Source organism: Amycolatopsis sacchari (assembly GCF_900114035.1).
In the GTDB taxonomy this organism is placed as follows: domain Bacteria; phylum Actinomycetota; class Actinomycetes; order Mycobacteriales; family Pseudonocardiaceae; genus Amycolatopsis_E; species Amycolatopsis_E sacchari.
The window spans coordinates 73,967-99,339 of record NZ_FORP01000013.1; the positions used below are offsets into that span (position 1 = coordinate 73,967).

Consider the following 25,373-nt stretch of genomic DNA (forward strand, 5'->3'; position numbering starts at 1 on the left):
CTGTGGTGCGCCGCAACACAGGAACAGGAGTGCACCACCATGAGCGAGTTCGACATCCCCGGTACGGAGGTCCTGCGTGCCCGGCAGGAGGTGGTCCTGAACCACTTCCGCGACGAGGTCGCCCAGGACTGGGACGCCACGCTGTCGACGTTCCCGCACCCGCACTACGAGATCGTCCCGACCATGACGGTGCACGACGGGGACTCCGCCGTCCGCGGGTACTACCAAGACACGCGGCGGGCGTTCCCCGACCAGCACCACGAGCTGATCTCGCTGCGCCACAGCGAGGACGCGGTCGTGGTGGAGTTCTGGCTGATCGGCACCCACTTCGGCCCGTTCGGGAAGCTGCCGCCGACCGGTTCGGAGTTCCGCGTCCGGATGACCGCGTACTTCATCTTCGACGCCGACGAGAACCTCTCCTGCGAACGGGTCTACTTCGACTCGCTGTCGATGCTGAAGCAGCTCATCGGCGGCGTGGACAAGAAGAACCCGAAGAACTGGCCGTTGCTGGTGAAACTCGTGCGGGGCCTGCTGTCCATGTCCGCGGAGGCGCCGGACGAGCGGCTGCTGCGCACCGCCGAGCCGGTTCTGCAGAGCTGACGGGGAGCGGCTCAGGCGACGAACTCCATCGCCGGGTAACGCCGTGAAGGCCCGCCCAGCAGGTGGTCGTCCCGCCCGAGCAGCCACCGGTCGAAGAACGACGCCACGTAGGCGCGTTGCGTCCGCACGCTGGTCGCCGGGTCGAGGGTGCCCAGCCCGACGCCCAGTTGCGGCAGCAACGCCGCGGCGTCCGTGAAGGACGCGTGTTCGGCACCGCGGAGCCTCAGCTGCCTGGCCCAGCCGCGCGTCGCGGCGAGGAAGGCCGTCCAGCCGGGACCCGTGTCGGTCTCGCCGTCCTTGCCGACCAGCAGGAACGGCCGTCCCAGACCCTGCGCGGCGGGCGGCATCAGGCTGCCGTCGAGGTAGGTCAGGTTGCCGTCCAGGTTCACCCCCGCCACCACCCGCGGATCGGCGGCCATCGTCAGCGCGGCCGCCGAACCACCCATCGAATGGCCGAACATGCCGACGCGGCGCACGTCGAACCCGCGGGCGGCCAGCTCGTCCAGCACGAACCGCGTGTCGGCCACGCGCACGGCGAGTGCCTTGCGCACGAAGGTGTCCGGGTCACCGGGGTCGACCATGGTGCGCACGGAACCGTCGGGGAACTGCACCTCGGGGGACTCCCACGTGTGGTCGATGCTCACCACCACGTAACCCCGGCTCGCCAGGTCCTCCACGGCCGCGGTGGCCCACGTCCGCGGCTCTCCCAGCCCCGGCGAGTACACGATCACCGGCCGGTCGCCGGGCACCGGCACCGCGCCGCCGTACGAGCCGGTGCGCACGCCCGCCCAGTCCGTGCCGGCGGGCACACCGAGCCCGAGCAGGCCGTTCGCGGTCACCGCGGCGAAGTGCGCGGCCGCGCCCGGCAGCATGTACGGCATCCGCTCGTGCCCGGACCACGCGGGCCGGTGCACGCTGACCATCAGCTCCCGGGCCCCGCCACGCCACGGGTCCGGCCGTGACGCGTCCACCAGGTGCAGGTCGGTGCGGCCGACCGGGTATCGCCCGCTGGGCGCGGGCAGCGCGAGCCGCTGGGCGGCCGAGGCCGGCAGAGCCGTCGAGGCGAGCAGGGCGGTCGTGGCCAGCAGGAAGGATCTCCGGAGCATGGTGATCAAGTTAGTGACCGGGAACGCCCGGCGTCGTCAGGGAAATCCCCGAGGTCGTCCCCGGTTCGCGGCCGCTCAGCTCTCCGGGGCGCCGATCGCGCGCAGGTGGTCGATGGTGGCCTTCTTGCCCCGTTCGATGTGGTCGAGCATCGCGGCGGCCGCGGCATCGGGCTGGTGCTCGCGCAGCGCGTCGGTGACCACCTGGTGGTCGAGCACCGAACGGTGGCGCCGGTGGATGAACCAGATCGCCTGGTACGGCACGCCCGTCCAGAGCCGGTCGATGAACTCGTCGAGGAAGGCCGAGTGCGCCGCCTCGTACACGGCGCGGTGCCACAGGGCGTTGAGGTCCACGACCACGCCCTGCTCGCCGTCCTCCTTCTCCGCCGCGGCGCGGAACTCCGCGTGCAGGCCCTGGATCTCCTCCAGCTCGCGGTCGGTGGCCCGCTCGGCGGCGAGCCTGGTGGCCAGCGGTTCGAGGGTCTCGCGGAGCAGGTAGATCTCCTCGGCGCGGGGGATCGAGTACCGGGTCACCACGTGGCCGTGGTGGGGCCGGTACTCGACGAGACCGTGTGCCTGGAGCATGCGGAGCGCCTCGCGGATGGGCGTGAGGCTCATCTGCAACCCGTCCGACAGGCTCTGCAGCGTCAGCTTGGCTCCGCCCGGCAACGTCCCGCGTTCGATCTGCCACCTGATCGCGTTGAAGGCCTCCTCGGCCTTCGTCACCGAGCCCCGCTCCCGTTTCCCCGCCATCGGACCCCTTCCTGGTTCCCTCAGCAGGACAGTACCGAGACCGGCGTCGGGGCCGGCCTGCCGGAGAGCACCGCGACCACGTTCTCGACCGCGAGCTCAGCCATCCGGGTGCGGGTTTCGACGGTCGCCGAGCCGAGGTGCGGGGCCAGCACGACGTTGCCGAGGGTGCGCAGCCGCTCGTGGACCTCGGGTTCGTGCTCGTAGACGTCCAGGCCCGCGCCCGCGATGCGGCCTTCGGAAAGCGCTTCCGCGAGTGCCGCCTCGTCGACGATCGGGCCCCGCGCGGTGTTGATCAGGAAGGCCTCGCGCTTCATCGCCCGCAGTGCGCCCGCGTCGATCAGGTGCCGGGTTTCGGTGGTCAGCGGGCAGTGCAGTGACACGACGTCCGAAGTGGCCAGCAGCTCGTCGAGGGGAACCGCATCCGTGCCGGGGGTCGGCCGTCGCGAATGGTGGACCACCCGCATGCCGAAGGCCGCGGCGCGCGTGGCGACGGCCTTGCCGATGTGCCCGTAGCCGATGATCCCGAGCTGCTTGCCCTGGAGCCCGGTGCCGAGCATGAACGAGATGTCCCACGACCACGCCGCGCCCGACCGGATGAGCCGGTCGCCCTCGGCCACCCGCCGCGTGACCGCGAGCAGCAGGGCCATGGTCAGGTCGGCGGTCGCGTCCACCAGCACGCCCGGGGTGTTGGTCGCGACCACACCCCGGCGGGCCAGGGCCGGCACGTCGACGTTGTCGTAGCCCACGGCGGTGTTCGCGACGATCCGCAGGCCGCTTCCCGCCGCGTCGAGCACGCTGTCGTCGATGCGGTCGGAGAGCATGCTGATCACGGCGTCGGCACCCCGCACCGCGTCGCGCAGCTCGCCGGGTGCCAGTGGCCGGTCGTGCGGCGAGACCCAGACGGACCCGGCGGCGCGCAGTGGTTCCAGCGTTTTCGCCGGGAGCGCGCGGGTGACGACGATCCGGGGCGGCGCGGTCATGGCCGCCCCCGTTCGGCGAGCAGCGCGCGGGCGCGCCGCGCGACCGGGTAGTCGACGAACTCCCCGTCATCGAGCTGGATCGACGAGACCCCGTCCGCTTCGGCCGCGCGGAAGGCCTCGTCGACCCGGCGTGCCCAGCGCAGCTCCTCCTCGGTCGGCGCGAACGCCGCCGCGACGGCGGGGAGCTGGCGGGGGTGCAGCACCTGCTTGCCGCCGAAGCCCAGCGAGCGCGCGTGCGCGGCGGAGGTGGCGAGGCCCTCGTCGTCGGACAGGTCGAGGTGCGGCCCGTCGATCGGGCGCGGCAGCCCCGCCGCGGCCGCCGCGAGCACCAGCTGGGAGCGTGCGACGAACAGCTCCTGCCCGCCCGCCGTCGGCGTGACACCGAGTTCGCGGGAGAGGTCCGCGGGACCGAACGCGAGCGTCCGCACCCGTTCGGCGGCGGCCAGCTCCCGCACCGCGAAGATGCCAGCGGCCGTCTCGACGAGTGGCACGATCCCCGTGCTGCCCGGTTCCCGGTGCGCGTGCCGCTCGGCGCGTTCGAGCAGGGCGGCGACCGCGCGCACGTCGTCAGGACCGGAGCACATCGGGACGATCACGAGGTCGATGCGCGAGAGCACCGGCTCGAGCGCCTCGACGTCCGCCTCGGCGAGACCGGTGGCCACGCCGTTGATCCGCACCGTGACGAGCGGGCCACCAGGGGGCAGCGCGCCGAGCGCGGTCACGGCGCTGGCGCGCGCGGTTTCCTTGCGGGACAAGGCAACCGCGTCTTCCAGGTCGACCGCGATGGCCTCGGCACCCGCCGCCGCGGCCTTGGGGATCCGGTCCGGCCGGTCGCCCGGGACGAACAGCAGCGTGCGTGGTGTCGTCGTGAGGTCCACCGGCGCTCAGTCCTCGTACCAGTTCGGCAGCTCGTCCTGCATGTCCACCCACACCGACTTGACCCGGGTGTAGTGCTCCATCACCTGCAGCCCACCCTCCCGGCCGTAGCCGGACTGCTTGTAGCCGCCGAAGGGGACGAGGTGGTTGATGGTCCGGGTGGTGTTGATCCAGATCAGCCCCGCCTCGATCCCCGCGGCCACCCGGTGCGCCCTGGCGATGTCCCGCGTCCACACCGATCCGGCGAGCCCGTACTCGGTGTCGTTCGCCTTCGCGAGGGCGTCGGCCTCGTCGGTGAACGTCAGCACGCCGGTGACCGGGCCGAAGATCTCCTCCCGCATCATCCGCATCGTGTTGTCGACGCCGTCGAGCACGGTCGGCGTGAAGTAGTAGCCGTCCGCGAGCGCCGGGTCGGCGGGACGGGTGCCGCCGCAGACGAGCGTCGCGCCCTCCTGCGTGCCGCTGTCGACGTAGCCCGCGATCTTTTCCCGGTGCTGCGCCGAGATCTGCGCGCCCATCTGCGTCGAGTCCGCCAGCGGGTCGCCGACGCGGATGCGCCGCGCGAGCGCGGTGAAGCGGTCGAGGAACTCGTCGTGCACGGAGTCCTGGACGAGGATCCGGGACGCCGCCTGGCAGGTCTGGCCGGCGGCGGAGAAGATGCCGTACGCCGTGCGGTGCACCGCGGCGTCGAGGTCGGCGTCCGCGAAGATCACCGTGGGGGACTTCCCGCCGAGCTCGAACGTCACCAGCTTGAGGTCGTTCGCGGCGGTGGCGGCGATCTGCCTGCCCACCTCGGTGGATCCGGTGAACGCGATCTTGTCGACCCCCGGGTGGGCGACCAGCGCGGCGCCCGCCGCTTCGCCGAACCCGGTCACCACGTTGAAGACGCCGTCCGGCAACCCGGCTTCGGCGATCAGCTCGGCGAAGGCGATGGACGACACCGAGGTCTCCTCGGCGGGTTTGAGCACGATGGTGTTCCCGCCGGCGAGCGCCGGGCTGAGCTTCCAGGCGAGCATGAGCAGCGGCGAGTTCCACGGCACGATCGCCCCGACCACGCCGACGGGCTCCCGCCGCGTGTAGCTGAAGACCGTGGCGGCCTGCGGGTGCGTCTCCCCGAGCACGGTCTGGCACACGCCCGCGAAGTACTCGAAGTAGCGCACGATCGCGTCGATCTCGGCGCGCACCTCGCGCAGCGGCTTGCCGTTGTCGCGGGACTCGATGACGGCGAGCTCGTCCCGGTGCCGGTCGACGATCGCCGCGATGCGGATCAGGAAGCGTGCCCGGTCGGCGGCGCTCACCCGCGACCAGGCGCCGGTCAGCGCCCGGCGGGCCGCGGTCACCGCACGGTCGACGTCCTCGGCGGACGAGCGGGGCAGGGTGGCCCAGACCTTGCCGTTGCGGGGTTCGTAGGAATCGAACGTGCCGCCGTCGGCGGCTTCGGCCCACTGCCCGCCCACGAACGTGCGCAGCGCCACCGGCGCGCCGTGGTCGGTGTCGGCGAGGGTGCCGACGAGGTCGGTTCCGGGCTTCACGTGGTCTTGCACGGTCATCGTTGGTCTTTCTCCAGAGGGGTCAGGGCAGCAGGACGGGCTTGATCTCCTGGAAGGCCTGCATCCGGGTGATCACGGCGTTGACGTCTTCGAGCGGGTACCGGCCGCTGATCAGCCGGTCGAACGGCAGGCGGCGCGCGTAGCGGTCCAGGACCGTGAGCGCCTTGTGGTAGTGCGAAACGTCGCCCGAGAACGAGCCGATCACGGTGAGGTTCTTCTTGGTGATCGTGCCCGGCGCGATCGTGGTGGTGCCCGCGCCGAGCTGGCCGACCACGACGTAGCGCCCGCCGGGCGCGGCCAGGTCGACGCCCTCGGCGAACGCCGCCGGGTGCCCGGAGAACTCGGCCACGAGGTCCGCGCCGCGGCCGTCCGTGGCTTCGTGCACCCTGGCCAGCCGTTCGGCGGGATCGGGGGTGTCCTCCAGCGAGATCACCTCGTCGGCGCCGAACGCCGCGGCGAGTTCGAGGCGGGCGGCCGGTGCGCCGACCGTGACGACCCGGCCGGCGCCCGCCTGCGCGAACAGCCCGGTGGCGAGGATGCCGAGCGGCCCGGCGCCCTGGACCACCACGGTGTGCTCCGGTCCCACGCGGCCGGCCTGCTCGACCGCGTTGACCACCGAGCGCAGGGCGCAGCTGGCCATGCTGGCCAGCGCGTCCGGAACCGTGTCGGGCACCCGGACGCGGCCCGCGCCGGGGAGGACGTAGGCGTGCTGGGCGAAGCCACCCATCAGGTAAGGCCAGTCCTGCAAGGAAACGTGGCCGTAGGCCTTCCGGTTGAGGCACATCGCCGGCCGTTTGGCGGTGCACATCCGGCACCGCCCGCAGAAGGCGTGCGTCCAGATCACCCGGTCCCCGATCCGCAGCCGCTGCCCGACGGAGTCGTGGTCCGCACCCTCGCCGATGGCGACGATCCGGCCGACCATCTCGTGCCCGAGGATCAGCGGCAGCCGGATGTCCAGCGCCAGCGAGCCTTCCCAGCAGTGCACGTCCGTCCCGCACAGCGAGCACGCCACGACCTCGACCAGCAGGCCGCCGGCCTCGACCGACGGCGGTACCGGGACCTCCTCGATCGTGATCGGCTCACCGAACGCGCGGACCACGGCCGCGCGGGTGTGCTCGGGGATGACGCCGGTACCGGTCATGCTCGGATCTCCTTGTCGAGGTCGGTGGGGGAGGTGCTCGTGGCGGGGGCGGAGGTCCGCGTGCGGACCTGGCCCCAGATCCCGACCACGAGCAGGGTCAGCAGGCACAGGCCGACGATGTAGACGGCGACCGGCCACGGTTCGCCGTGGGCGCGCAACATCAGCGCGGACGCGATGAGCGGGGTGAACCCGCCGATCAGCGCGGCACCGAGCTGGTAGCCGAGCGAGGCGCCGCTGTAGCGGACCCGCGCGTCGAACAGCTCGGAGAAGTACAGGGTCTGCGCGCCGTACATGGAGGCGTGGCCGATCGCCAGTCCCGCGATCAGCGCGAGCCACAGCGCGGCCGCGGACCCGGTGCCGGCGAGCCAGAAGAACGGGAACGCAAAGACCGCCATGAACGCCGCGCCGAACGCGTAGACCGGCCGCCGCCCGAGCCGGTCGGCCAGGACGCCGAACACGCCGACCGTGGCGATCGAGACGAGGCTGGCGACCAGCACCCCGTTGAGCGCGACTCCCTGTCCCGGCCCCGAATCCCGGTTGGCCAGCGTCAGCGCGAAGACGGTGATCAGGTAGAACGTGCCGGTCTCGGCGGCCTTGGCGCCGAAGGTGACGAAGACACCCCGCCCGTTCGTGCGCAGCGCCTCGACGATCGGGACCCTGGCCGTCTCGCGGCTGCTCACCGTCTTCTCGAACTCGGGGGATTCGGTGATCGAGCGGCGCAGGTAGATCCCGACGATCACGAGCACGAACCCCAGCAGGAACGGGATCCGCCAGCCCCACGAGTGGAACGCCGCGTCGGGCAGCAGCATGAAGCCGCCGAGGACGAGGTTGGACACGACGATCCCCGCGTACACCCCCATCTGCGGCCAGGTGCCGTAGAAGGCGCGGCGCCCGCGCGGGGCGTGCTCGATGGTCATGATCGCCGCGCCGCCCCACTCGCCGCCGTGTGCCAGTCCCTGCAGCACCCGCAGGGCGACCAGGAGCAGCGGGGCACCGGTGCCGATCGACTCGTAGGTGGGCAGCAGCCCGACCCCGACCGTCGAGGCGCCCATCAGTGCGAGGGTCGCGATGAGCACGGACTTGCGGCCGACGCGGTCGCCGAAGTGCCCGGCGATGATGCCGCCGAGCGGACGGGCGACGAAGCCCACCCCGAAGGTCGCCAGCGCCAGCAGCGTGCCCACCGCCGGATCGCTGCTGTGGAAGAACAGCTTGCCGAAGATCGTCGCGGACAGCGCGCCGTAGAGGTAGAAGTCGTAGTACTCGAGCATCGTGCCGACGCTGCTGGCCAGTGCGACACGCCGGATCAGCCGCGGATCCGGGGGAGTGGACGTGGACATGGTGGCAGGTCCTCTCGTCGTTGAGATGGGGGCCGCGCGGGGTTCAGCCCGCGCGCAGGGAACCGGTGTCCGGAGTGGACGCTGTGGGTTTGGAGTCCTTTGTGGACCGCTCGCCGGTCGGGCCGACCACGCCGTCGGCCACGAGGCGCTCGAGCTCCTCACGTGAGCAGCCCAGCAGGTCACGCAGGATCTCTTCGTTGTGCTCACCCAGCGCGGGGCCCGTGCTGCGGATGCGGCCCGGGGTGCGGGTGAGGTTCGCGATGAGCCCCTGCATGCGCAGCGGTCCCAGGCTCGGGTGCTCGACGGTGGTGGTGCTGCCGCGTTCGGCGAAGTGCGGGTCCGCGGCGATGTCGTCGATCGAGTACACCGGGCCGACGGTGGCGCCCAGCTCCTCGAACGTCGCGAGCACCTCGTCGTTGTCCCGTGCCGCGACCCAGGCCGCGATTGCCTCGTCGATCTCGTCGCGGTGCGCGAACCGGCCGGTGATGTCCGCGAACCACGGCGCGTCGGCGAGGTCGGCCCGCTCGACCGCGCACAGGATGCGCCGCGCCGTGGCCGTGGTGGCCCCGGAGAGCGCGACCCAGCGCCCGTCACGGGTCTGGTAGCAGCCACGCGGGACGTTGAAGTCGGTGCGGCTGCCCTGGCGGCCGGGCACCAGGCCGAGCTGGTCGTAGGCGGACAGCTGCGCGCCGAGGATCCAGAACAGCGGCTCGTAGATGGACAGGTCGACGACCTGGCCCTCCCCGGTGCGTTCCGCGTGGCGCAGCGCCGTCATGGTGGCGAACGCACCGGCTAGCGCCGCGATGCCGTCCGCCAGCGGCCACTGCGGGAGCACCGGGGGACCGTCCTCGGGTCCGTTGGTGGCGGCGAACCCGGACATCGCCTCCGCGAGGGTGCCGAACCCGGGCCGCGTGCGGTACGGGCCGGTCTGGCCGAAGCCGGACACCCGGACGACGACGAGGCGCGGGTTGACGCGCAGCAGGTCCTCCGGGTCGAGCCCCCACCGTTCGAGCGTGCCCGGCCGGAAGTTCTCGACGAACACGTCGGTTTCGGACAGCAGGCGGCGCAGCAGGTCGGCACCGCGGGGATCGGACAGGGCGAGCGTGATGTCCCGCTTGTTGCGGCCCACGAGCGCCCACCACAACGATTCTCCGTCCTTGTGCCAGGCCCAGGAGCGCAGGCCGTCGCCACGCGGGTGCTCGACCTTGACCACGTCGGCGCCGAAGTCGCCGAGCAGCGTCGCGATCATCGGCCCGGCGTAGATCGTCGCGGCGTCGACCACGCGCACTCCGGTCAGCGGGAGCCGGCGGGAAGAGATCGTGTCAAACATTTGATAAAATGTAGCCGACGCGCTCGCCGGTTGGCAACCACCGGTGGATCTCGGCGGGGGCGTGGTCAGCGGTCCGGCAGGTCCAGCAGGTCGAGGAACGCGGTCGCCGCCGGGGTGCGCCCGGCGCCGCTCCAGATGAGGTACTCGACGCGCACGGGCGCGTCGGTGATCTCGATGGTGGCCACCCCGGTCAGCTGGGGAACGTAGGCCGAGGGCAGCAACGCGATCGCCAGCCCCTTCCGCACGAGCCGGGCCATCATGAAGTCCGCGGTGGTGACCTCGAACGCGACCTCGCGGCTCAGCCCCGCCGCGGCGAACGCCTCGTCGGACTGCGCGCGCGCCGGAGTGTGCGGTGGCAGGTCGATGAAGGTCTCGGTGGAGAGCCGGGCGAGGTCGACGGCCGGTTCGCCCGCCAGCGGGTGGTCGGGGGCGACGACGGCGACCAGCCGGTCACGGGCGAGTTCACGGGCGTTGACGCCCGCCGGTCGCGCGGTGGTGGGCAACCCGAGGAAGGCGACCTCGATCCTGCCCTGTCTGACCTGCTCGGTGAGTTCTTCGCTGCCCCCGACCCGGATGTTCAGCCGGACCTGGGGATACCGGGCGCGGAACCGGCTCAGCGCGTCCGGGATGTCGACGGCGGCCACGGTCGGGATGAGGCCGAGGGCGAGTCTGCCGCGCACCTCGCCGGTCACCGCGGCGACGTCGGCGACCGCCCGCTCCGCGGCGTTGAGGCTCTCGCGGGCCGCGGCCACGAACGCCTGCCCGGCCGGGGTGATGCGCACGTGGCGGCTGGTGCGGTCGAACAGCCGCGCGCCCAGTTCCCGTTCGAGGGCGGCGATCTGGCGGCTCAGCGCCGACTGGACGACCAGGCACCGCTCCGCGGCGCGGGTGAAGCTGTTCGTCTCGGCGACGGCGAGGACGTACCGCATCTGCTGGAGCTCCATGGATCAATGATCGCCCGGCATCGCTGAAGTGACAACAATGCGTTGGACTCATCGCTGTCCCGCCGTGAAACTCGGTTCGTGAGTTTTTCAAGGACATCCACAGTCAGTACTGAGCCACGCTCGCGGTTCCGGGCGTGGCTGGGCGTCGCGGCCATCACCGCGAGCTTGTTCGTCTTCGTCACCACCGAGTTGATGCCCGTGGGGCTGCTCACCCCGCTCAGCGCGGGACTGTCCGTCTCCGTAGGCGTCGCGGGCATGATGGTGACGCTGTACGGCATCTCGGCGGGCGCCGGGGTGCCGTTCCTGGTCGCGTGGAGCCGCAGGGTCGACCGCCGTGCGCTCCTCGCCACGCTGCTGGCGGTCATGGCGGCCGGGAACCTCGTCACCGCCGTGTCGCCGAACTTCCCGGTCGTCCTGGCCGCCCGGCTCGTCACCGGGTTCGCGCACGGCGTGTTCTGGGCGATCGGCGTCGCCATGGCGATGCGGCTCGTGCCCGGCGAGAAGGCGGGCAAGGCGGCCGCCGTCGTGCTTTCCGGCATGTCGATCGCCACCGTCGTGGGCATGCCGCTGGGCACGTTCATCGAAAGCCTCACCGGCTGGCGCGCCACGTTCCTCATCTGGAGCGGCCTGAGCGTGGCGGTCCTCCTCGCCGTCGTGCTCACGCTCCCGTCGCTGCCGTCCCGGAGCGCCATCCCGGTGCGGGAGGTGTTCGCGCTGCCTATCCGCAACGGGCGGCTGCGCGGCGTGATGACCACGGTGGCGCTGTACGTGCTCGGGCACTTCGGCGCGTACACGTTCATCCGCCCCTTCATGGAGCAGCGCGCCGGGGCGTCGGCGGCGTGGGTGACCGGGTTGCTGATCGTCTTCGGGATCGGCGGCGCGCTCGGCAACTTCGCCGCCGGGCACACGGCCGGCAGGAACCCGCGTGCGACGTTCGTCGTCGCCTGCACCCTGCTCGTCGTCTCGCTGCTGCTGCTCCTGGTGATCGGCGGCAGCCTGGCGGGCCTGGCGGTCGCCGTGGTGCTGTGGGGGACGTCGTTCGGCGCCGCCAACCTCTGCCAGGTGAACATGATGCTCGCCGCGGCCCCGGACACCTTCGAGGCCGCGATGTCGCTGAACACCATGGGCTACAACATCTCGATCGCACTCGGCGCGTTGCTCGGCGGACTGTTCGCGGGCGGCTTCGGGCCCGCCGGCGCGGTCTGGTTCGGCGTCGCGTTGACGGTGACCGCCCTGCTGACCGCCTTCGGCAAGCGCCGCGCACCGCGTGCGCGGCGCCCGTGACCTACGCCAGGCAGCTCAACGGCTTGCCGCCGTTGAGGGTCACCATGTCCGCCAGCGCGGCGGCCACGTCGACCGTGCCTCCGGTGAGGTCGGCGTAGGCGCGGTGCAGGTTGCCGGCGAGCCGTTCGGTGTCGGTGAGCTCACCGAACCGGCCGAGGTCGGCCTGGCGCGCGACGTCGAGCGGTGCCTCGCCAGCCGCCACGCCCTGTTCCGCCAGTCCCAGCACGAAATCCAGGTACGCCAGCACGTCGTCGATCACCTCCGGCCCGCACACGTCACCGTGGCCGGGCACGATGGTGGTGGCGGGGATGTCCTTGAGCCCGGCCACCACCTCCCGCGCGCCCGTCACGGACCCGGCGAGCAGGAACGGGGTGCCGCCGTTGAACAGCAGGTCGCCCGCGAAGAGCGTGCTGCGCTCGGGGATCCACACGACGCTGTCGTTGCTGGAATGCGCCGGGCGGCCGACGTGCCGGATCTCGCAGCGGAGGTCGTCGACGTGGAGCGTGACCCCGTCGGCGTAGGTGAGGAACGGTGGCGCCAGCTCCAGCTCGCCCCAGTGCACGTCCGTCCACGTGCCGCTGCGCACGAGCGCACTGGTGCCCGGCCGGCCCTCCGCGAGCATCTCCTCCCGGCACCGCTCGTGCGCGACGATCACGGCTTCGCCGAACAGAGCGTTGCCGTGGGTGTGGTCGCCGTGGTGGTGGGTGTTGACCAGCGTGCGCACGGGGTTGGGGCTCACCCGCGAGATGGCCTCGCGGAAGGCACGGGTGCGGGCCTCCGTGGCGCAGCTGTCGATCGCCGCCACCCGGGTGCTGCCGACGAGGAAGCCGGTGTTGTTGATCCACCACGTCCCGTCGGGCTGGATGTAGGCGAAGACGCCGTCGGCGACCTCGCGGACGGCCGGGGCACCCAGGTCACGCTGTTCGGTGAGCGAGGAGCTCATGAGAATCCCTCCAGTTCGGCGATGCGGCGGAACACCTCGCGGGTGTCCACGCGCTCCATCGCGGGGTCGAGTTCGTAGTAGACGGCCAGCACGTTCTGCGCGAGCCTGCCCCGCTCGTCGAGCGCGGCGTACCGGCCGAGCGAGATGTCCCGCATCGCGTCCTCGGGGGTCATGCCCCTCCGGTGCCGCTCGGCGGCCTCGTCCCGCACCCATTCGAGGTAGCCGCGGACCTGGCGCACCCCGTCCTTGGTGGTCACCGGGCCGTGGCCGGGCACGATGAACTCCACGTCCATCGCCAGCATCGCGTCGCACGCCGCGATCCAGTTCGACACCGGCCCGGCCCAGGTGATCGGGGTGCCGCCGATGAACAACAGGTCGCCCGCGTACAGCACCCCCTCGTCCGGCACGAGCACGACGCTGTCGCCCGCGGTGTGGGCGGGGCCGAGGCAGTGCACCTCCACCGCCGTGCCGCCGACCTCCAGCCGCAGGCTGCCGGTGAACGTCCGCGTCGCGAACGTGGGCGTGATCGACCCGAAGTCGAAGGGCTCGAAGATGTGCCGGGCGAAGCGGCCCGCCGCCCCCTCCTGGCCCAGCAGCCCGCGAATGAGCTCCGGCCCGTTCGTGCGCATCTCCTCGGCGGTGGGCGCCGACGCGATGATCTCCGCCTCCGCGACCAGCTGGTTGCCGAACCAGTGGTCACCGTTCGCGTGCGTGTTGACCACTGTGGACAGTGGGTTCCGGGCGAGCGGGCCGGCGAGGCCGTCGAGCATCTCGCGGGTCATCGGCACGTCGAACAGGGTGTCCACGAGGAGCGACTCGCCTTCACCGGTGATCAGCCCGGCGTTGCTCCACCCCCACGTCCCGTCCGGCACGAGCCACGCCGCGCAGTGCCGGGTGATCCGGTGCAGGCCCTTGGTGTACGGGATGTCCCGCGCCATGCGGGGAAGTCCGGTCTTCACAGCGCCTCCGCCACGTCGGCCGCCGGGGCGGGGGTGGTTTCGATCGCGGGCCGGGCGGGGTTGCGGCCGAACACGCCGACCAGTCCGCACACCAGCGAGATCCCGGCGAGCGCGACCCAGCCCGTGGTGAACCCGGCGGCGGGCACGATGTGCCCGAAGGCGATGGGCACGAAGAACCCGCCCACCCCGGCGAGGGTGAGCATCAGGCCCGTCGCGGTACCGATGTATTCGTGCTTGATCCGCGACACCCGGGCAGGCACCGCCGACCACGCGGCGAACCCGAAGATCACCGACGCGCCCAGCCCGATGCCCAGCACCCACAGCGCACCCGTGGGCACGAACGGGATCAGCACGAGGAACACCGCGGACACCACGAGCGAGCCGACGACGATCGCACGCAGGTTGCGGCTGCGGTCGGCGAGCAGGCCGCCGACGACGCTGCCGGGGATGCCCGCCAGCGCGATGAGGGCGGACAGCAGCCCGGCGAGGGACGCCGGGAACTGCCGTTCCTGCGTCGCGTACTCCGTGAAGACCTGGGAGGCGGTGAAGTACGCGCCGTAGCCACCCATCAGCGCGATCCCGTAGATCCACAGGTCCCGGCTCGCGACAGCGGCCCGCAGCGCCGGGCCCTCGAACCGCGTCCCGGCGAGCGCGGGCAGGCCCGCCGGGGTGTGGAACCAGATCGCCGTGGCGAGCGCGACCACCAGTTCGAACACCCCGGCGATGACCAGCGAGAGGTGCCAGCCGGTGGCGTGCTGCAGGTAGATCCAGACGTACAGCGCGAACGCCGCGCCCGCGCTGAACGCCGCGCCACCGGACAGCCCGAGTGCGAGGGTGACCGGCCCCTGCCGGAACCACACGATGACGGCCGCGAACGCGACCGCGATGAAGATCGATCCGCCGATCCCGCTGAGGGTGCGGAAGACCGCCAGCGCGGTGTACGAATAGGACAGTCCGGAAAGGACTCCCGCGACGCCCTGCACGACCAGTCCGAGCACGAGCGTGCGTTTCATGCCCATCGCCGTGGCGAGCAGGCCGCCCGGCACGTGCGCGAGCCCGTAGCCGATGATGAACAGGGAGATCAGCAGCGTCAGCTGCCCGATGCCGACGCCGAACTCCTCACCGATGAGGGGGAACGCGGCGGCGACGTCGAACCAGTTCAGGGTGAGCGCGACGAAGCCGAGGCTGATGAGCGCCAGCATCGGCCAGCGGCCGGTGGTGGCGCCGGTGGGCGTGGACATGGGGGACCTCCTGGCAAGAGCGTCGTTGCTGTGCAGGTGGCGGAAACGGATCAGGGAACCAGGGTGCGGAGCTCGGTCTTGCGGATCTTGCCGACGCTGGTGCGCGGCAGGGCGGGCAGGAAGTGGACGCGCGAGGGGACCTTGAACGCGGCCAGCCGTTCGCGGCACCACGCGAGGATCTCCTCGGCGCCGGGGTTCGTGCCGGGCGCGGGCACGACGACGAGCAGGACGGCCTCGTCGTGCACCGGGTCGGGGACGCCGACGGCGGCGCACTCGGCGACGGCGGGGTGCTCACCGGCGACCCGTTCCACCTCACCGGCCGAGATGTTCTCCCCGGAGCGCTTGATCATGTCCTTCGCCCGGTCGACGAAGTACAGGAAACCGTCGGCGTCGCGGCGGGCGAGGTCACCGGTGTGCAGGAGGCCGTCGCCGAAGGTGGCCGCGGTCGCCTCCGGGTTGCGCCAGTACCCGGCGGCGATCGTCTCGCCCGGCACACCACGGACCCGGATTTCGCCCGTCTGTCCGTCCGGGACCGGTTGGCCGTCCTCGCCGGTGAGCAGGACCTCGACGCCCGGCAGGGGACGGCCGATGCTGTCCCAGCGCCGGTCCGCCGAGTCCGGGTTCATGGTCGGCGGCAGGACGGTTTCGGTCATGCCGTACAGCTGCACCAGCCGGGTCGCGAAGCGCCGTTCGAACTCGGTGGCCTGCCTGGCGGACAGGTTCTGCGCGAACAGCACCGTGCGCAGCACCGCCTCGCCGTCGGCGGGCGGGTTGGCCAGGATCATCCGGATCGGCGCGGCGAACAGGCTGCCGAGCGTGGCGCCGAGCCGGGCGGCCTGGATTCCCCACCGCGACGCGGAAAACCGGGGCGCCACGGCGACGGAGGCGCCGCGCACCAGCGCCGACATCGTGCAGTAGTACTGGGCGTTGGCGTGGAACAGCGGCAGTGCGACGAACCAGCGGTCCGCCGCGGTGACCGACAGGTGGTCCGCCACCGCCCGGCCCACCGCGAGGTAGTTGGCGTGCGTGATGACGACGCCCTTCGGCCGGCTGGTGGTCCCCGAGGTGTAGAGGATCGCGGCCGGGTCGGTGGGGGAGACGTCCGCGGCGGGGACGTCGCCGTCCCCGGCGAGCGCGGCGGGCTGGACGACGTGGTGGCCCAGCGCCTCCAGCACACTCGCCGCCTCACCGTCGGCAATCGACACGCGGGGTTCGGCGTCGGTCAGCACGTGGGCGTACTCGTCGGCGGCCGACCGCGGGTTGGTCGGCAGCAGGATGGCGCCGAGGTGCGCGGTGGCGAACCAGACGTCGAGGAACTCCTGGCAGTTGGGCAGGCTGACGTGCACGCGGTCGCCCGGTCGCACGCCGAGCGAGGCCAGCCGCGCCGCGGTGGCCCGCAACCGGCGGTGCTGCTCGCCGTAGGTCACCGGGGCACCACCGTCCACAATGGAGAAAACCGCGTCCGGCGGTGCCGCGGCGACCAGGGCAGCGGTCGTCTCAGTGGTCATGGCGGACGTGGACCTCGGGTGACCCGGTGTAGGAGGGGAGCCCGGCGCCCTCGGGAGGCCGCCGCCGCTCGCCGACGGGGTTGCGCAGCACGCCGACCCCGGACGCCTCGAGCTCGACCACGTCACCGGGCTGGATCCAGCGGTCCAGTTCCAGCCCGCACCCGCCGCCCACGGTGCCCAGCCCGAGGAACTCGCCCGGGTACACGGTTTCGTCGAGGGACGCCCACGCGAGGACCTCGGCGAAGGAGAACTGGCGGTCCTTGGTGGTGCCCGACGCCCAGACCTCGCCGTTGACGCTGGCGGTCATCCGCACCGCCCACTCGTCGACCTCGTCCATGGTCAGCACGCACGGGCCCATCGCGGTGCAGAAGTCCTTGCCCTTGGACGGGCCGATGGTCAGGCTCATCTCGAAGAACTGGATGTCCCGCGCGCTGACGTCGTTGAAGATCGTCACGCCCGCGATGAGGCCGGCCGCCTCCTCCGGCGTCAGGTCCCGGCCGCCGCCCGAGGTGAAGAAACCCAGCTCCAGCTCGAAGTCGAGCTGGGCGGTGTAGGAGGGCCACAGCAGGGGCTCGTCCGGGCCGATCACCGTCTCGACGTTGCACTTGTAGCAGATCGGCATGGCCGAGAACGCGGGCGGGACGGCAAGCCCGGACCCGGCGGCGTGGTCGTTGTAGGTGAGGTAGTCGCGGATGCGGCGTGGCCTCGGCACGGGCGCGAGCAACCGCACGTCGTCCTGCGCGAGCACGGCGGGCACCCCGCCGTCGGTGAGCGTGTCGCCCCGCGCGGCGGCCAGGTCCGCGGCTTCCAGCGCCCGTTGGGCCAGGCCGCGGGCCTGGGCGCCGCCCTGGAAGAACGCGACCATCTCGGCCGGGACCTCGGGTGCCGTGGTCGCGGCGGTCTCGCCGCGCCGCTGCGCCCGTTCGGCCCGGAGCGCCCGGGAGGGATCGACCACGACGTCCTCGTGCAGGACGCCGAGCCGGGGCTGCGGGGAGGATCCGGATACGTACGTGACCAGACGCATGACGCCTCCTTGGATCAGCGTCCGAAGTTGGACTCAAGTCCATTGGGTCGGAAAGTTAAGCTAGACCGGGGTCCAAGTCAAGAGGGCCTCACGTGACTGGTTGACTACGGATCATGACGGCAGACGCGACGGGCTCACTCCACGTGACGGGGGACCGGAGGGCGCGCCACCGGGAGGCCCGGCGCGACCGCCTGTACCACGCCGCGGTCGAGTTGTTCGTGGAAAAGGGCTTCGACAACACGAAGATGGAGGAGATCGCCGAACGCGCCGACACCGCGCGCGCGACGGTCTTCAACCACTTCCAGCGCAAGACCGCCTTCCTCGACGAGTGGAGCCTGCGCCGCCGCCGCCGCGCGATGCACGCCATCGAGCTGGAGCACCTGGAGGACCGTCCGCTGAGGGACATCCTCGCCCGGTACCTGACCGAGCTGGCGCGGATCAGCGCGGACAGCAGGGCGGAGACCGTGGCGTGCATGGGCGCGGCGATCCGTTTCACGAACGTTTTCGGCAACCCCGAGCTGGCGCACCAGTTCGAGGGGTTCGTCGCCCGGGCCCAGAAGGCGGGCGAGGTCCGGCCCGGCACCGATCCCGAGCACGCGGCCCTGCTGCTCGCGAGTTCGTACTTCGCGACGCTGAGCGCGTGGATCGGCGAGGAGCCCGCCCCGTTCGACCTGGAGCGGCGGCTGCTGGAGACCCTTGCGATGATCCTGGACGGCATCCTCGGCAGGTGAGCTTTCCAACCGGTGTGGCGATGGTGAGCGGTTACACTGAGCCGCATGACCGACCCCCGTCCACTTCTCGGCGAACCACTGCCGCTGGATCTCGTGAACACCCGGTGGACCGAGCGCGGGGCTTCCCGCGACCTGCTGGACTCGCTCGACGGGCTGGCGGTCTGGATCGAGTCCAACGACCTCACGGCGGAGAGCACACCCGGCGTGCTCGAGGCGTTGCTGTACACACGTGACGCGCTGAACTCCTTGCTGTTGGGCGAAACCGGCGGACGGCGGCGCCTCAACGAGGTCCTCGAACACGGCCGGGTGCGCCGGACGCTCGGGCCCGGCGGCCCGGTCAGCGTGCCGGAGACCGACGAGCCCTCGTGGTACCCGGCGTGGCTCGCGGCGGACGGGTACCTGAAACTGCTCGACGAAGCCCCGGACCGCATCAAGTCGTGCGCCCACCCCGACTGCGTCCTGCACTTCTACGACGTCTCCAAGAACGGCACGCGGCGCTGGTGCTCGATGGCCGGTTGCGGGAACCGGTTCAAGGCCTCCCGGCACTACGCCCGCCAGCGCCACAGTGCCGGATGACTCCACTGTGGACGATCACAGGCGCTTGTCGAGGAAGTCGTGGATGAGTTTCGCGGCCTCGTCGAACTTGCTCTCCAGCAGGAAGTGACCGCCGTCGAGCAGGTGGATCTCGGCGTCGTCGACGTCACGGGCGAAGGCGCGGGCACCGTCCGGTCCGAAGATCGGGTCGTTCTCGCCCCACACGGCCAGGACGGGGACCTGCGTGTCACGCAGGTACTCGTGCAAGGCCGGGTACATCGGCGGGTTGGTCGCGTAGTCCAGGAACAGCTTCAGCTGCACTTCATCGTTGCCGGGGCGTGAGATGTACCGGTGGTCATGGCGCCACGTGTCAGGGCTGACGAGGCTCACGTCAGGCACGCCCGAGACGTACTGCCATCTGATGGCTTCTTCCGTGAGAGCTTCCCGCACGGGCGCTTCGGTTTCCGCGTTCTGCTCCGCGTGGTAGGCCCAGATCGGCTGCCAGAACTCCGGGACGAACCCCTCGTCGTAGGCGTTGCCGTTCTGGGTGACGATCGCGGTCAGCGCGTCGCGGTCCCGCAGGGCCAGCCGCCAGGCGATCGGGGCGCCGTAGTCCTGGACGTAGACGGCGTAGCGGCGCACGCCGAGCTGGTCGAGCAGCCCCGCGGTGAGGTCCGCCAGTGCGTCGAAGGTGTAGTCGAACTCGTCGGCGGACGGGGCGTCCGACAGGCCGAATCCCAGGTGGTCCGGCGCGATGACGTGGTAGCGGTCGGCCAGGTGGGGGATCAGGTGGCGGAACATGTGCGAGCTGGTCGGGTAGCCGTGCAGCAGCACGACCGCGGGCCCGTCGAGGGGTCCCGCTTCCCGGTAGAACAGCCGCCGGCCCTGGACGGTGGCATAGCGGTGGTGGACGTCGGGCATCGTTCTAACCTCCTGAGTGCATGACGATGGTTAGAGGCAAGCACGAGGCCTGTAACCTGTCAAGTATATGAAGGGGGTTAGAACAGGGGCGGCGTGGTTCAGCCGTCCGCCGAATCCATCGCCACGCCGGCCAGTTCGACGGGGAGCGGGACGACGACCTCGTCGCCGGTCCAGTCACCACGCTCCGAGATGGCCAGGCCGATCAGCGCCAGGGTGCCCGCGAGATGGCGGACACGGCGGTCCCCGAGCGGTTCCGGATCCACCAGCGGCACGGTGTCTTCGCGCTCCCAGGCCGCCACGGCGCGCCGCGCCAGGTCCTCGGGCAGCCGCACCAGCACCGGCGGTAGCACCGACGCCCGCAGCACCGCGCCCACCTCCGCGAGCGTGGCCGCCTCCGCTACTCGCACGTTCATGGTGTCAAGATCGCGGAACACGCGGGGTTCGCGCATCGGGGATCACCCGGACCTTTCCCCGGAAACGGCGTGACCCGAACTCGGACCCGAGGGTGAGTCCCTTGCGCCGCAACGACTTCCGGGGAGAACCGCCCACGTTCCTGGTTTCGTCGGGCCTCGACCCGTTCGTCCTGCAGAACCGCCGCTACGCCGCCGCGCTGGAACGAGCGGGGGTGCCGGTGCGGTACGTCGAGTACCCGGGCCTGCCCCACGGGTTCCCCGCCTCGGCGACCCGGTACGTCGTCAGCATCACACGATCCGCGAAGCCATGCGCGGGCTCAGCCTGATGGGCCTGGTCGAGGTGCGCCACGGCAGCGGCGCCTACGTGAAGGGGTCCGCGACCGGGGTCGTCGGCAGCTCGCTGCAGATGCTGCTGCGGTTCGAGCCCGTCGGGCTCGTCGACGTCGTCCGCCTGGCCGGGGTGCTGCACCGGCAGGTCGCCCTCTCGGGTGCCGAACGCGCGACCGATGCCGACCTCGCCGCGCTCGCCGCCGCCATCGACGCCATCGACGGCGAAGCGTCCGCCGCAGTGGCCGGACAGGTCGCTCGGTTCCTCGACGCGTTCGTCGCCACGGCGCACGACCCGCTGCTGGCGGCACTGTGCCACACGCTGGACCGCGTCGTCCTGAACGTCACCGCGGACGTGCTGTCGCCCGGTTCCACGGCCCTCGCCACGGAGATCGGCCACATCCGGCCGATCCGGCTCCGCCTGCTGCGGGCTTTGACCGACCACGACAGCGCCCGCGCCGTCGCCGCCGCGGACGAGTACCACGCGGTGTCGGAACGGATCGTGCTCACCCACCCCGAACTCGCGGGAGCCCGGCTGTCCGACCCCCGCTGGGCGCCGTTGCTGGCCGGGCTCGGCTGACGCTCCCGGCGTCACCGCTTCTTCGCCGTCTGCACGGCATGCTCGTGGAACTCGCGGGCCATGGGCTCGACCGCGGCCCACGCGCCCGGCGGGGTCCCGGGAAGCGCCCGGCCCGCGTCGCGGATCCGGCCGAGGATGCGCTCCGCGGCGGAGTCGGCCTCGGCGGTGAGGGTGGTCAAGTCGGTCGTCGCCAGTACGCCGTCGCGCTTGACGACCCTGCCGTCGACGAGCACGGTGCGCACGTCGGCTGCCGTGGTCTGGAAGAGAAGGGTGGCGTACGGGTCGACCACCGGGTGCTGCTCGACCGCGGGGCCGCCGACGAGCAGCAGGTCGGCGCGCTTGCCGGGGGTCAGCGAGCCGATCCGGTCGCCGAGGCCCAGCGCGTCGGCGGCGTTGACGGTGCTCCACCTGAGCGCCTCCCGGGCCGGGATCCCCACGCTGTCAGGCATCGCCCCGGCGGCGTTGACCGGTCCCAGCACGTCCTCCCGCGCGCAGGCGAGACCGAACCGCAGCTCGTGCCACAGGTCGCCGCTGTTGAGGGAAACCACGTCGACGGACAGGGTCGGGGCGATCCCGTGGCGCCGGCAGCGCTCGAAGACGGGACGGCCGAACCCCATGTTGAGCTCCGTTTCCACCGAAATCGACACCTTGCCCCCGCTGCGGGCGACCGCGTCCCACTCGGCGTCGGTGAACGCGTTGCAGTGCACGTGGACCATGTCCGGCCCGAGCAGCCCGAGCGCGTCCAGTTCCGTGATGCCGGTGCACAGGACGCTGCCGAAGACGCACCCGGCGTGGTTGACGAGCAGCGCGCGCCGCTCGCGGGCGGCCGCCAGTTCGTCGACGGTGTGTTCCCACGGCAGGCCGAACAGCTCCGACAGCGACACCCCGAGCGTGAGCAGGCCTTCGGACGCGAAGTACGTGTCCGCGATCCGGTGGAAGTCGGCGACGCGCGCCGCGTGGTCGCCGAACCGGCTCTCCTCCGGCGAGCTTTCGAAGAAGCCGTAGCAGAAAGCCGCGCGGATCCCGGCCTCCCGCAGGCCTTGGACGGCGGCGTCGGAGTGGTCGGGGGTGTTGTTGCAGTGGGAGAAGTCGAGGATCGTGGTCACGCCGGAGTTCAGCGCGTCGACGGCGCCGAACAGGTTGCCGAGGCGGACGTCGCCGGGCGTGTAGGCGGGGGAGACGCCGAGGCGGATCCCGAAGTAGTAGTCGGCGAGCGTCCAGTCGCCGCAGATCCCGCGGACCAGGGACTGCCAGGTGTGCCGGTGCGTGTCGATCAACCCCGGCAGCACGAGGTGCCCGGTCGCGTCGATGACCTCCGCGTCGGTCACCGGGAGGGAGGGGGCCACGGCGGCGATCACGCCGTCCTCGATCAGCACGTCCCCGGTGGGGAGGTCCCCGAGTGCGGGGTCCATCGTCAGGACGTGACCGTTGCGGACCAGGGTGCGGTGCGGGCTCATCGTCGATCTCCTTCAGCGTCGTTGCCGGGAAGAGCATCGCCTCGCCCGCGGCCGCCGATCATCAGCGGAAACGGTTGTGATGGGGAGGTTTTCCCGGGTTAGACTCCGCCCGCGCGGAAAGAGGTGGGACATGGACGTCCGGTCGTTGCGCTACGCCCTCACCCTGGCCGAGGAGCTGCACTTCGGCCGTGCCGCGCGGGCCCACTTCATCGCCGCGCAGGCCTTCGGCCGCCGGATCCAGGAGCTGGAACGGGAGCTCGGCACGAGGTTGTTCGACCGCACCAGCCGCCGCGTGTCCCTCACCGAGGCGGGGGAGCGGTTCCTGCCGCGGGCCCGCCGGGTGCTGGCGCAGTTGGACGCGCTGATGGAGGCCGCGGAGGGCGACCCGGCCGAGCCCGTCCTGCGGATCGGCGTCTTGGGTTACGGGCTCGCCGACCGCTGGCCGGTGACCCGCTCGGTCCTGGCCCGGTGCCGCCCCGACCTCGAGCTCACCTACGTCGAACTGGACTGGGCGAACCAGTACGACGCGGTGCGCTCGGGCGAGGTCGACGTGGCGATCGTGCACGACGTGGGCGGGCACGACGACCTGTTCGTCGAGACCGTCATGGACACCGGGCGCTACGCCGTCGTCCCGGCGGACTCGGACCTCGCCGACGCCGACCGGCTCACCGGCACCGACGCGTGGGAACGGCCGTGGGTCGCGCCGGTCGGCCAGCCGGGGCTGGCGGACTGGACCGGCGGCCGCACGGCCCGCAACCGGGTGGAGGTGCGCTCGCCGACGCACATCCCGATCGCCGTGGCGACCACCGGCTGCCTCGGGCTGCACGGAGAACCGGCCGCGCGCTTCTTCCCCCACCCCGGGGTCCGCTACCTGCCGCTGGAGGACGGTCCGCGCGCCACCGTCGCGATCGCCTGCCGGAAGCGTGACCGCCGCGGGACGGTCGCGGCGTTCCGGAACGCCGTGCACGCGAGCACCGCGGTCGATCGGCTGGCCCGGGACGGGGCGGTCAGAAGGTGATGACCACCTTGCCCCGGACGTGCTGACCGGCGAAGTCCAGCAGCGCCTGCCGGGCTTCGGCGAACGGGTACTGTGCGCTGATCTCGATGTGGAGCTCGTGCGCCGCGGCCGCCCGCGCGAGTTCGGCCAGGCGGCCGGAAGGCGTGGTCGTGCCCGTGTACACGGCGGTCACGCCGCAGTCGAACTCGGCGGGACCACCCCGCGGCGAGACCAGCACGCCGCCCGGTCTCGCCGCCGCCGCGGACGTGGCCAGGTCCGGCCCCGCCAGCGCAACGTCGATCACCGCGTCCACCCCTCCGGGCACCCACTCCCGTACCCGCTCGGCGACGTTCTCGCCGCGGTAGTCGAGCACCCCGTCCGCGCCGAGGCGCGTCAGGTAGTCGAGGTCGTCCTCGCGGCCGGTGGCGAACACGGTGGCCCCGGCGCGCTTGGCCAGCTGGACGGCGTAGCTGCCGAGGCCGCCCGCCGCGCCCACCACCAGCAGGGTCGAGCCGGCCCGCGGCTTCGCCTCGTCCAGCAGCGCCGACGCGGTCAGCGCGCCGGTCGGCAGCGCGGCTGCGCGCCGGGCGTCCAGGGCCGCCGGGCGCACGACCGCCGAATCGTCGGCGCGGACGAGCGCGTACTCGGCGAACGCCCCGGACGGCACCCCTGTCCACGCGATCACCGGGTCGCCCACCGCGAAGCGGTCCACACCGGACCCGACGGCTTCGACCACGCCACTGACGTCCACGCCGGGTACGAACGGGTGCGAAACCGGCAGGGCGTCGCGCATGCCGCCGGTGACGAGCACGAGGTCGACGGGGTTGACGGCCGCCGCCTCGGTGCGCACCAGCACCTGCCCCTGGCCCGGGACGGGCCGCGGCACTTCTGTCAGTTCGAGTTGGTCCAGCGGCCCGTACTCGCGGGCTACCAAGGCTTTCACCGGGTTTCTCCTTCCACAGTGGACAACGGCTCGAATGCCGGTACCCGCTTGCCGCGGACGTGGCGGGTGGCCGGGTCCCGGTACGCGTCGCGGACCTGGGCAACCGGGTAGACCCGGTCGATGGGGATGGTGAACTCGCCCGTCGCGGCGGATTCGGCGAGTGCCGCCCAGATGGCGGGCTCGTCGGCGATGGTGTTGATCCGGCCGGGCCGGACGTCCAGTTCGATCGCGACGTCCACGTTGCCGCCGCCGAACGTGTCGAGGTAGGCGTCGACGCCCTGCGGAGCCGCGGCGCGCAGCCGCTCCGCCAGCCCCGGTCCGTAGGTCACCGGCGAGATCCCGAGGCCGTGCAGGAACGCGAAGTTGCCCTCGCTCGCCGTGCCGATCACCGTGGCCCCGCGCAGTTTCGCCAGCTGCGCCGCGATGACACCGACCCCGCCCGCGGCGGCCGAGACCACGACGGTCTCGCCGGGGCGGGGATCGACCGCGCGGACCCCGGCCCACGCGGTCGCGCCGGCGCCGGCGATGCTCGCCGCCTCGGCCCAGCCCAGCGCGGCGGGCCTGGGCGCCAGGACATCCGGTCCCACGACGACGAACTCGGCCTGGGCCGCACGCGGAGCGAAACCCAGGACCTCGTCGCCCACCGCGAACCCCTCGACGCCCTCGCCGGTTTCGGCCACCCGCCCGGCGAAGTCGTTGCCCTGGCCCTCGGGGAAGTGCGCGGGCCAGATGCCGGCGAACACGCCTTCCCTGATGCCGGTCTCGCCGGGGTTCAGCGCCGCCGCGACGACGGCCACGACGATCTGCCCGCGCCCGGCGCGGGGCCGGGGGACCTCGGCCAGCTCCAGCACTTCCGGACCGCCGTAGCGGGAAAACCGCACCGCTTCGGGCATGGCC

The 25,373-nt window shown here is 72.1% G+C and carries 26 protein-coding genes; 7 read left to right on the forward strand and 19 right to left on the reverse strand.

The features are described 5' to 3' along the window. Window positions 1-39 precede the first annotated feature (39 nt). Window positions 40-600: an ester cyclase gene (locus BMZ92_RS21530; RefSeq protein ID WP_091510545.1), complete on the forward strand. Its 561-nt coding sequence runs from the start codon at window positions 40-42 to the stop codon at window positions 598-600. A gap of 11 nt (window positions 601-611) precedes the next feature. Here BMZ92_RS21530 and BMZ92_RS21535 read toward each other — a convergent pair whose 3' ends face one another. The 9 genes from BMZ92_RS21535 to BMZ92_RS21575 all read right to left on the reverse strand — a co-directional run bounded on the left by BMZ92_RS21535 (window position 612) and on the right by BMZ92_RS21575 (window position 10,614). Continuing rightward, window positions 612-1,706: an alpha/beta hydrolase family protein gene (locus BMZ92_RS21535; RefSeq protein ID WP_091510549.1), complete on the reverse strand. Its 1,095-nt coding sequence runs from the start codon at window positions 1,704-1,706 to the stop codon at window positions 612-614. Window positions 1,707-1,781: 75 nt separating this feature from the next. Further along, window positions 1,782-2,456, reverse strand: coding sequence for a GntR family transcriptional regulator (locus BMZ92_RS21540; protein ID WP_091510552.1), 675 nt, complete (start codon window positions 2,454-2,456; stop codon window positions 1,782-1,784). A gap of 20 nt (window positions 2,457-2,476) precedes the next feature. After that, the gene (locus BMZ92_RS21545; protein ID WP_091510557.1) at window positions 2,477-3,436 is read right to left on the reverse strand and encodes a 2-hydroxyacid dehydrogenase; all 960 of its coding nucleotides are present in this window, start codon (window positions 3,434-3,436) and stop codon (window positions 2,477-2,479) included. Continuing rightward, window positions 3,433-4,314 carry an HpcH/HpaI aldolase/citrate lyase family protein gene (locus BMZ92_RS21550; RefSeq protein WP_091510560.1) on the reverse strand — a complete coding sequence of 294 codons (882 nt, stop codon included), beginning with the start codon at window positions 4,312-4,314 and terminating at the stop codon, window positions 3,433-3,435. Before BMZ92_RS21550 ends, BMZ92_RS21545 begins: the two co-directional genes overlap by 4 nt. A gap of 6 nt (window positions 4,315-4,320) precedes the next feature. After that, complete coding sequence (locus tag BMZ92_RS21555; RefSeq protein ID WP_091510566.1) at window positions 4,321-5,862, reverse strand: aldehyde dehydrogenase; 1,542 nt, start codon at window positions 5,860-5,862, stop codon at window positions 4,321-4,323. Window positions 5,863-5,884: 22 nt separating this feature from the next. Beyond that, a complete protein-coding gene (locus BMZ92_RS21560) occupies window positions 5,885-7,003 on the reverse strand; it encodes a zinc-binding dehydrogenase (protein ID WP_091510569.1) in 1,119 nt (372 codons plus the stop codon). After that, window positions 7,000-8,340: an MFS transporter gene (locus BMZ92_RS21565; RefSeq protein ID WP_091510574.1), complete on the reverse strand. Its 1,341-nt coding sequence runs from the start codon at window positions 8,338-8,340 to the stop codon at window positions 7,000-7,002. Before BMZ92_RS21565 ends, BMZ92_RS21560 begins: the two co-directional genes overlap by 4 nt. 43 nt (window positions 8,341-8,383) lie before the next feature. After that, entirely contained in the window at window positions 8,384-9,670 is a 1,287-nt protein-coding gene (locus BMZ92_RS21570; RefSeq protein WP_091510577.1) for a CaiB/BaiF CoA transferase family protein, read from the reverse strand. Between the two features lie 65 nt (window positions 9,671-9,735). Further along, the gene (locus BMZ92_RS21575) at window positions 9,736-10,614 is read right to left on the reverse strand and encodes a LysR family transcriptional regulator (RefSeq protein ID WP_091510580.1); all 879 of its coding nucleotides are present in this window, start codon (window positions 10,612-10,614) and stop codon (window positions 9,736-9,738) included. 165 nt (window positions 10,615-10,779) lie between these two features. On the opposite strand from BMZ92_RS21575, the gene BMZ92_RS21580 reads away from it, so the two are divergent. Beyond that, window positions 10,780-11,898, forward strand: coding sequence for an MFS transporter (locus BMZ92_RS21580; protein WP_245783186.1), 1,119 nt, complete (start codon window positions 10,780-10,782; stop codon window positions 11,896-11,898). Between the two features lies 1 nt (window position 11,899). Here BMZ92_RS21580 and BMZ92_RS21585 read toward each other — a convergent pair whose 3' ends face one another. The 5 genes from BMZ92_RS21585 to BMZ92_RS21605 are packed head-to-tail and all read right to left on the reverse strand — an operon-like array spanning window position 11,900 to window position 17,573. Then, complete coding sequence (locus BMZ92_RS21585) at window positions 11,900-12,841, reverse strand: MBL fold metallo-hydrolase (protein ID WP_091510584.1); 942 nt, start codon at window positions 12,839-12,841, stop codon at window positions 11,900-11,902. Continuing rightward, window positions 12,838-13,800, reverse strand: a complete 963-nt coding sequence (locus BMZ92_RS21590) for an MBL fold metallo-hydrolase (RefSeq protein WP_245783187.1) — start codon at window positions 13,798-13,800, stop codon at window positions 12,838-12,840. Before BMZ92_RS21590 ends, BMZ92_RS21585 begins: the two co-directional genes overlap by 4 nt. Then, window positions 13,797-15,041 (reverse strand): MFS transporter, encoded by a 1,245-nt coding sequence (locus tag BMZ92_RS21595; protein ID WP_091510589.1) that lies wholly within the window; start codon window positions 15,039-15,041, stop codon window positions 13,797-13,799. The genes BMZ92_RS21590 and BMZ92_RS21595 overlap by 4 nt, the downstream gene beginning before the upstream one ends. Before the next feature lie 50 nt (window positions 15,042-15,091). Further along, window positions 15,092-16,549, reverse strand: coding sequence for a class I adenylate-forming enzyme family protein (locus BMZ92_RS21600; protein ID WP_091510591.1), 1,458 nt, complete (start codon window positions 16,547-16,549; stop codon window positions 15,092-15,094). Continuing rightward, a complete protein-coding gene (locus BMZ92_RS21605; RefSeq protein ID WP_091510594.1) occupies window positions 16,539-17,573 on the reverse strand; it encodes a fumarylacetoacetate hydrolase family protein in 1,035 nt (344 codons plus the stop codon). The genes BMZ92_RS21600 and BMZ92_RS21605 overlap by 11 nt, the downstream gene beginning before the upstream one ends. 113 nt (window positions 17,574-17,686) lie before the next feature. Between BMZ92_RS21605 and BMZ92_RS21610 the strand changes: the two genes are divergently transcribed. Continuing rightward, the gene (locus BMZ92_RS21610; protein ID WP_091510596.1) at window positions 17,687-18,304 is read left to right on the forward strand and encodes a TetR/AcrR family transcriptional regulator; all 618 of its coding nucleotides are present in this window, start codon (window positions 17,687-17,689) and stop codon (window positions 18,302-18,304) included. 45 nt (window positions 18,305-18,349) lie between these two features. Further along, window positions 18,350-18,880 (forward strand): CGNR zinc finger domain-containing protein, encoded by a 531-nt coding sequence (locus BMZ92_RS21615; protein ID WP_091510598.1) that lies wholly within the window; start codon window positions 18,350-18,352, stop codon window positions 18,878-18,880. A 15-nt stretch (window positions 18,881-18,895) separates the two neighbouring features. Here the strand turns inward: BMZ92_RS21615 and BMZ92_RS21620 are convergent, their stop codons facing one another. Both BMZ92_RS21620 and BMZ92_RS21625 read right to left on the reverse strand, forming a co-directional pair. After that, window positions 18,896-19,759 carry an alpha/beta fold hydrolase gene (locus BMZ92_RS21620; protein ID WP_091510600.1) on the reverse strand — a complete coding sequence of 288 codons (864 nt, stop codon included), beginning with the start codon at window positions 19,757-19,759 and terminating at the stop codon, window positions 18,896-18,898. Between the two features lie 98 nt (window positions 19,760-19,857). After that, window positions 19,858-20,172 (reverse strand): hypothetical protein, encoded by a 315-nt coding sequence (locus BMZ92_RS21625; protein ID WP_143249910.1) that lies wholly within the window; start codon window positions 20,170-20,172, stop codon window positions 19,858-19,860. Between the two features lie 41 nt (window positions 20,173-20,213). Here BMZ92_RS21625 and BMZ92_RS21630 point away from each other — a divergent pair, with 41 nt between their 5' ends. Together BMZ92_RS21630 and BMZ92_RS21635 are read left to right on the forward strand one after the other, a co-directional pair. Further along, complete coding sequence (locus BMZ92_RS21630) at window positions 20,214-20,498, forward strand: alpha/beta hydrolase fold domain-containing protein (protein WP_091510813.1); 285 nt, start codon at window positions 20,214-20,216, stop codon at window positions 20,496-20,498. After that, a complete protein-coding gene (locus BMZ92_RS21635) occupies window positions 20,480-21,079 on the forward strand; it encodes a hypothetical protein (protein WP_091510605.1) in 600 nt (199 codons plus the stop codon). The genes BMZ92_RS21630 and BMZ92_RS21635 overlap by 19 nt, the downstream gene beginning before the upstream one ends. An 11-nt stretch (window positions 21,080-21,090) precedes the next feature. Here the strand turns inward: BMZ92_RS21635 and BMZ92_RS21640 are convergent, their stop codons facing one another. Further along, window positions 21,091-22,536 carry an amidohydrolase family protein gene (locus BMZ92_RS21640; RefSeq protein WP_091510607.1) on the reverse strand — a complete coding sequence of 482 codons (1,446 nt, stop codon included), beginning with the start codon at window positions 22,534-22,536 and terminating at the stop codon, window positions 21,091-21,093. A 130-nt stretch (window positions 22,537-22,666) separates the two neighbouring features. Between BMZ92_RS21640 and BMZ92_RS21645 the strand changes: the two genes are divergently transcribed. Further along, window positions 22,667-23,554: a LysR family transcriptional regulator gene (locus BMZ92_RS21645; RefSeq protein WP_091510610.1), complete on the forward strand. Its 888-nt coding sequence runs from the start codon at window positions 22,667-22,669 to the stop codon at window positions 23,552-23,554. Here the strand turns inward: BMZ92_RS21645 and BMZ92_RS21650 are convergent. Beyond that, window positions 23,544-24,476, reverse strand: a complete 933-nt coding sequence (locus BMZ92_RS21650; RefSeq protein ID WP_091510612.1) for a quinone oxidoreductase family protein — start codon at window positions 24,474-24,476, stop codon at window positions 23,544-23,546. The two genes, BMZ92_RS21645 and BMZ92_RS21650, sit on opposite strands and share 11 nt — an antisense overlap. Beyond that, complete coding sequence (locus BMZ92_RS21655; protein ID WP_091510615.1) at window positions 24,473-25,369, reverse strand: NADP-dependent oxidoreductase; 897 nt, start codon at window positions 25,367-25,369, stop codon at window positions 24,473-24,475. The genes BMZ92_RS21650 and BMZ92_RS21655 overlap by 4 nt, the downstream gene beginning before the upstream one ends. Between the last annotated feature and the right edge of the window lie 4 nt (window positions 25,370-25,373).

What these genes read in the sequence shown, in the direction of transcription:
- BMZ92_RS21530 (WP_091510545.1), top strand. Translation starts at nt 40, where the DNA reads ATGAGCGAGTTCGACATCCCCGGTACGGAGGTCCTGCGTGCCCGGCAG.
- BMZ92_RS21535 (WP_091510549.1), bottom strand. Translation starts at nt 1,706, where the DNA reads ATGCTCCGGAGATCCTTCCTGCTGGCCACGACCGCCCTGCTCGCCTCG.
- BMZ92_RS21540 (WP_091510552.1), bottom strand. Translation starts at nt 2,456, where the DNA reads ATGGCGGGGAAACGGGAGCGGGGCTCGGTGACGAAGGCCGAGGAGGCC.
- BMZ92_RS21545 (WP_091510557.1), bottom strand. Translation starts at nt 3,436, where the DNA reads ATGACCGCGCCGCCCCGGATCGTCGTCACCCGCGCGCTCCCGGCGAAA.
- BMZ92_RS21555 (WP_091510566.1), bottom strand. Translation starts at nt 5,862, where the DNA reads ATGACCGTGCAAGACCACGTGAAGCCCGGAACCGACCTCGTCGGCACC.
- BMZ92_RS21560 (WP_091510569.1), bottom strand. Translation starts at nt 7,003, where the DNA reads ATGACCGGTACCGGCGTCATCCCCGAGCACACCCGCGCGGCCGTGGTC.
- BMZ92_RS21565 (WP_091510574.1), bottom strand. Translation starts at nt 8,340, where the DNA reads ATGTCCACGTCCACTCCCCCGGATCCGCGGCTGATCCGGCGTGTCGCA.
- BMZ92_RS21570 (WP_091510577.1), bottom strand. Translation starts at nt 9,670, where the DNA reads ATGTTTGACACGATCTCTTCCCGCCGGCTCCCGCTGACCGGAGTGCGC.
- BMZ92_RS21575 (WP_091510580.1), bottom strand. Translation starts at nt 10,614, where the DNA reads ATGGAGCTCCAGCAGATGCGGTACGTCCTCGCCGTCGCCGAGACGAAC.
- BMZ92_RS21585 (WP_091510584.1), bottom strand. Translation starts at nt 12,841, where the DNA reads ATGAGCTCCTCGCTCACCGAACAGCGTGACCTGGGTGCCCCGGCCGTC.
- BMZ92_RS21595 (WP_091510589.1), bottom strand. Translation starts at nt 15,041, where the DNA reads ATGTCCACGCCCACCGGCGCCACCACCGGCCGCTGGCCGATGCTGGCG.
- BMZ92_RS21600 (WP_091510591.1), bottom strand. Translation starts at nt 16,549, where the DNA reads ATGACCACTGAGACGACCGCTGCCCTGGTCGCCGCGGCACCGCCGGAC.
- BMZ92_RS21605 (WP_091510594.1), bottom strand. Translation starts at nt 17,573, where the DNA reads ATGCGTCTGGTCACGTACGTATCCGGATCCTCCCCGCAGCCCCGGCTC.
- BMZ92_RS21610 (WP_091510596.1), top strand. Translation starts at nt 17,687, where the DNA reads ATGACGGCAGACGCGACGGGCTCACTCCACGTGACGGGGGACCGGAGG.
- BMZ92_RS21615 (WP_091510598.1), top strand. Translation starts at nt 18,350, where the DNA reads ATGACCGACCCCCGTCCACTTCTCGGCGAACCACTGCCGCTGGATCTC.
- BMZ92_RS21620 (WP_091510600.1), bottom strand. Translation starts at nt 19,759, where the DNA reads ATGCCCGACGTCCACCACCGCTATGCCACCGTCCAGGGCCGGCGGCTG.
- BMZ92_RS21625 (WP_143249910.1), bottom strand. Translation starts at nt 20,172, where the DNA reads ATGAACGTGCGAGTAGCGGAGGCGGCCACGCTCGCGGAGGTGGGCGCG.
- BMZ92_RS21635 (WP_091510605.1), top strand. Translation starts at nt 20,480, where the DNA reads ATGCGCGGGCTCAGCCTGATGGGCCTGGTCGAGGTGCGCCACGGCAGC.
- BMZ92_RS21640 (WP_091510607.1), bottom strand. Translation starts at nt 22,536, where the DNA reads ATGAGCCCGCACCGCACCCTGGTCCGCAACGGTCACGTCCTGACGATG.
- BMZ92_RS21645 (WP_091510610.1), top strand. Translation starts at nt 22,667, where the DNA reads ATGGACGTCCGGTCGTTGCGCTACGCCCTCACCCTGGCCGAGGAGCTG.
- BMZ92_RS21655 (WP_091510615.1), bottom strand. Translation starts at nt 25,369, where the DNA reads ATGCCCGAAGCGGTGCGGTTTTCCCGCTACGGCGGTCCGGAAGTGCTG.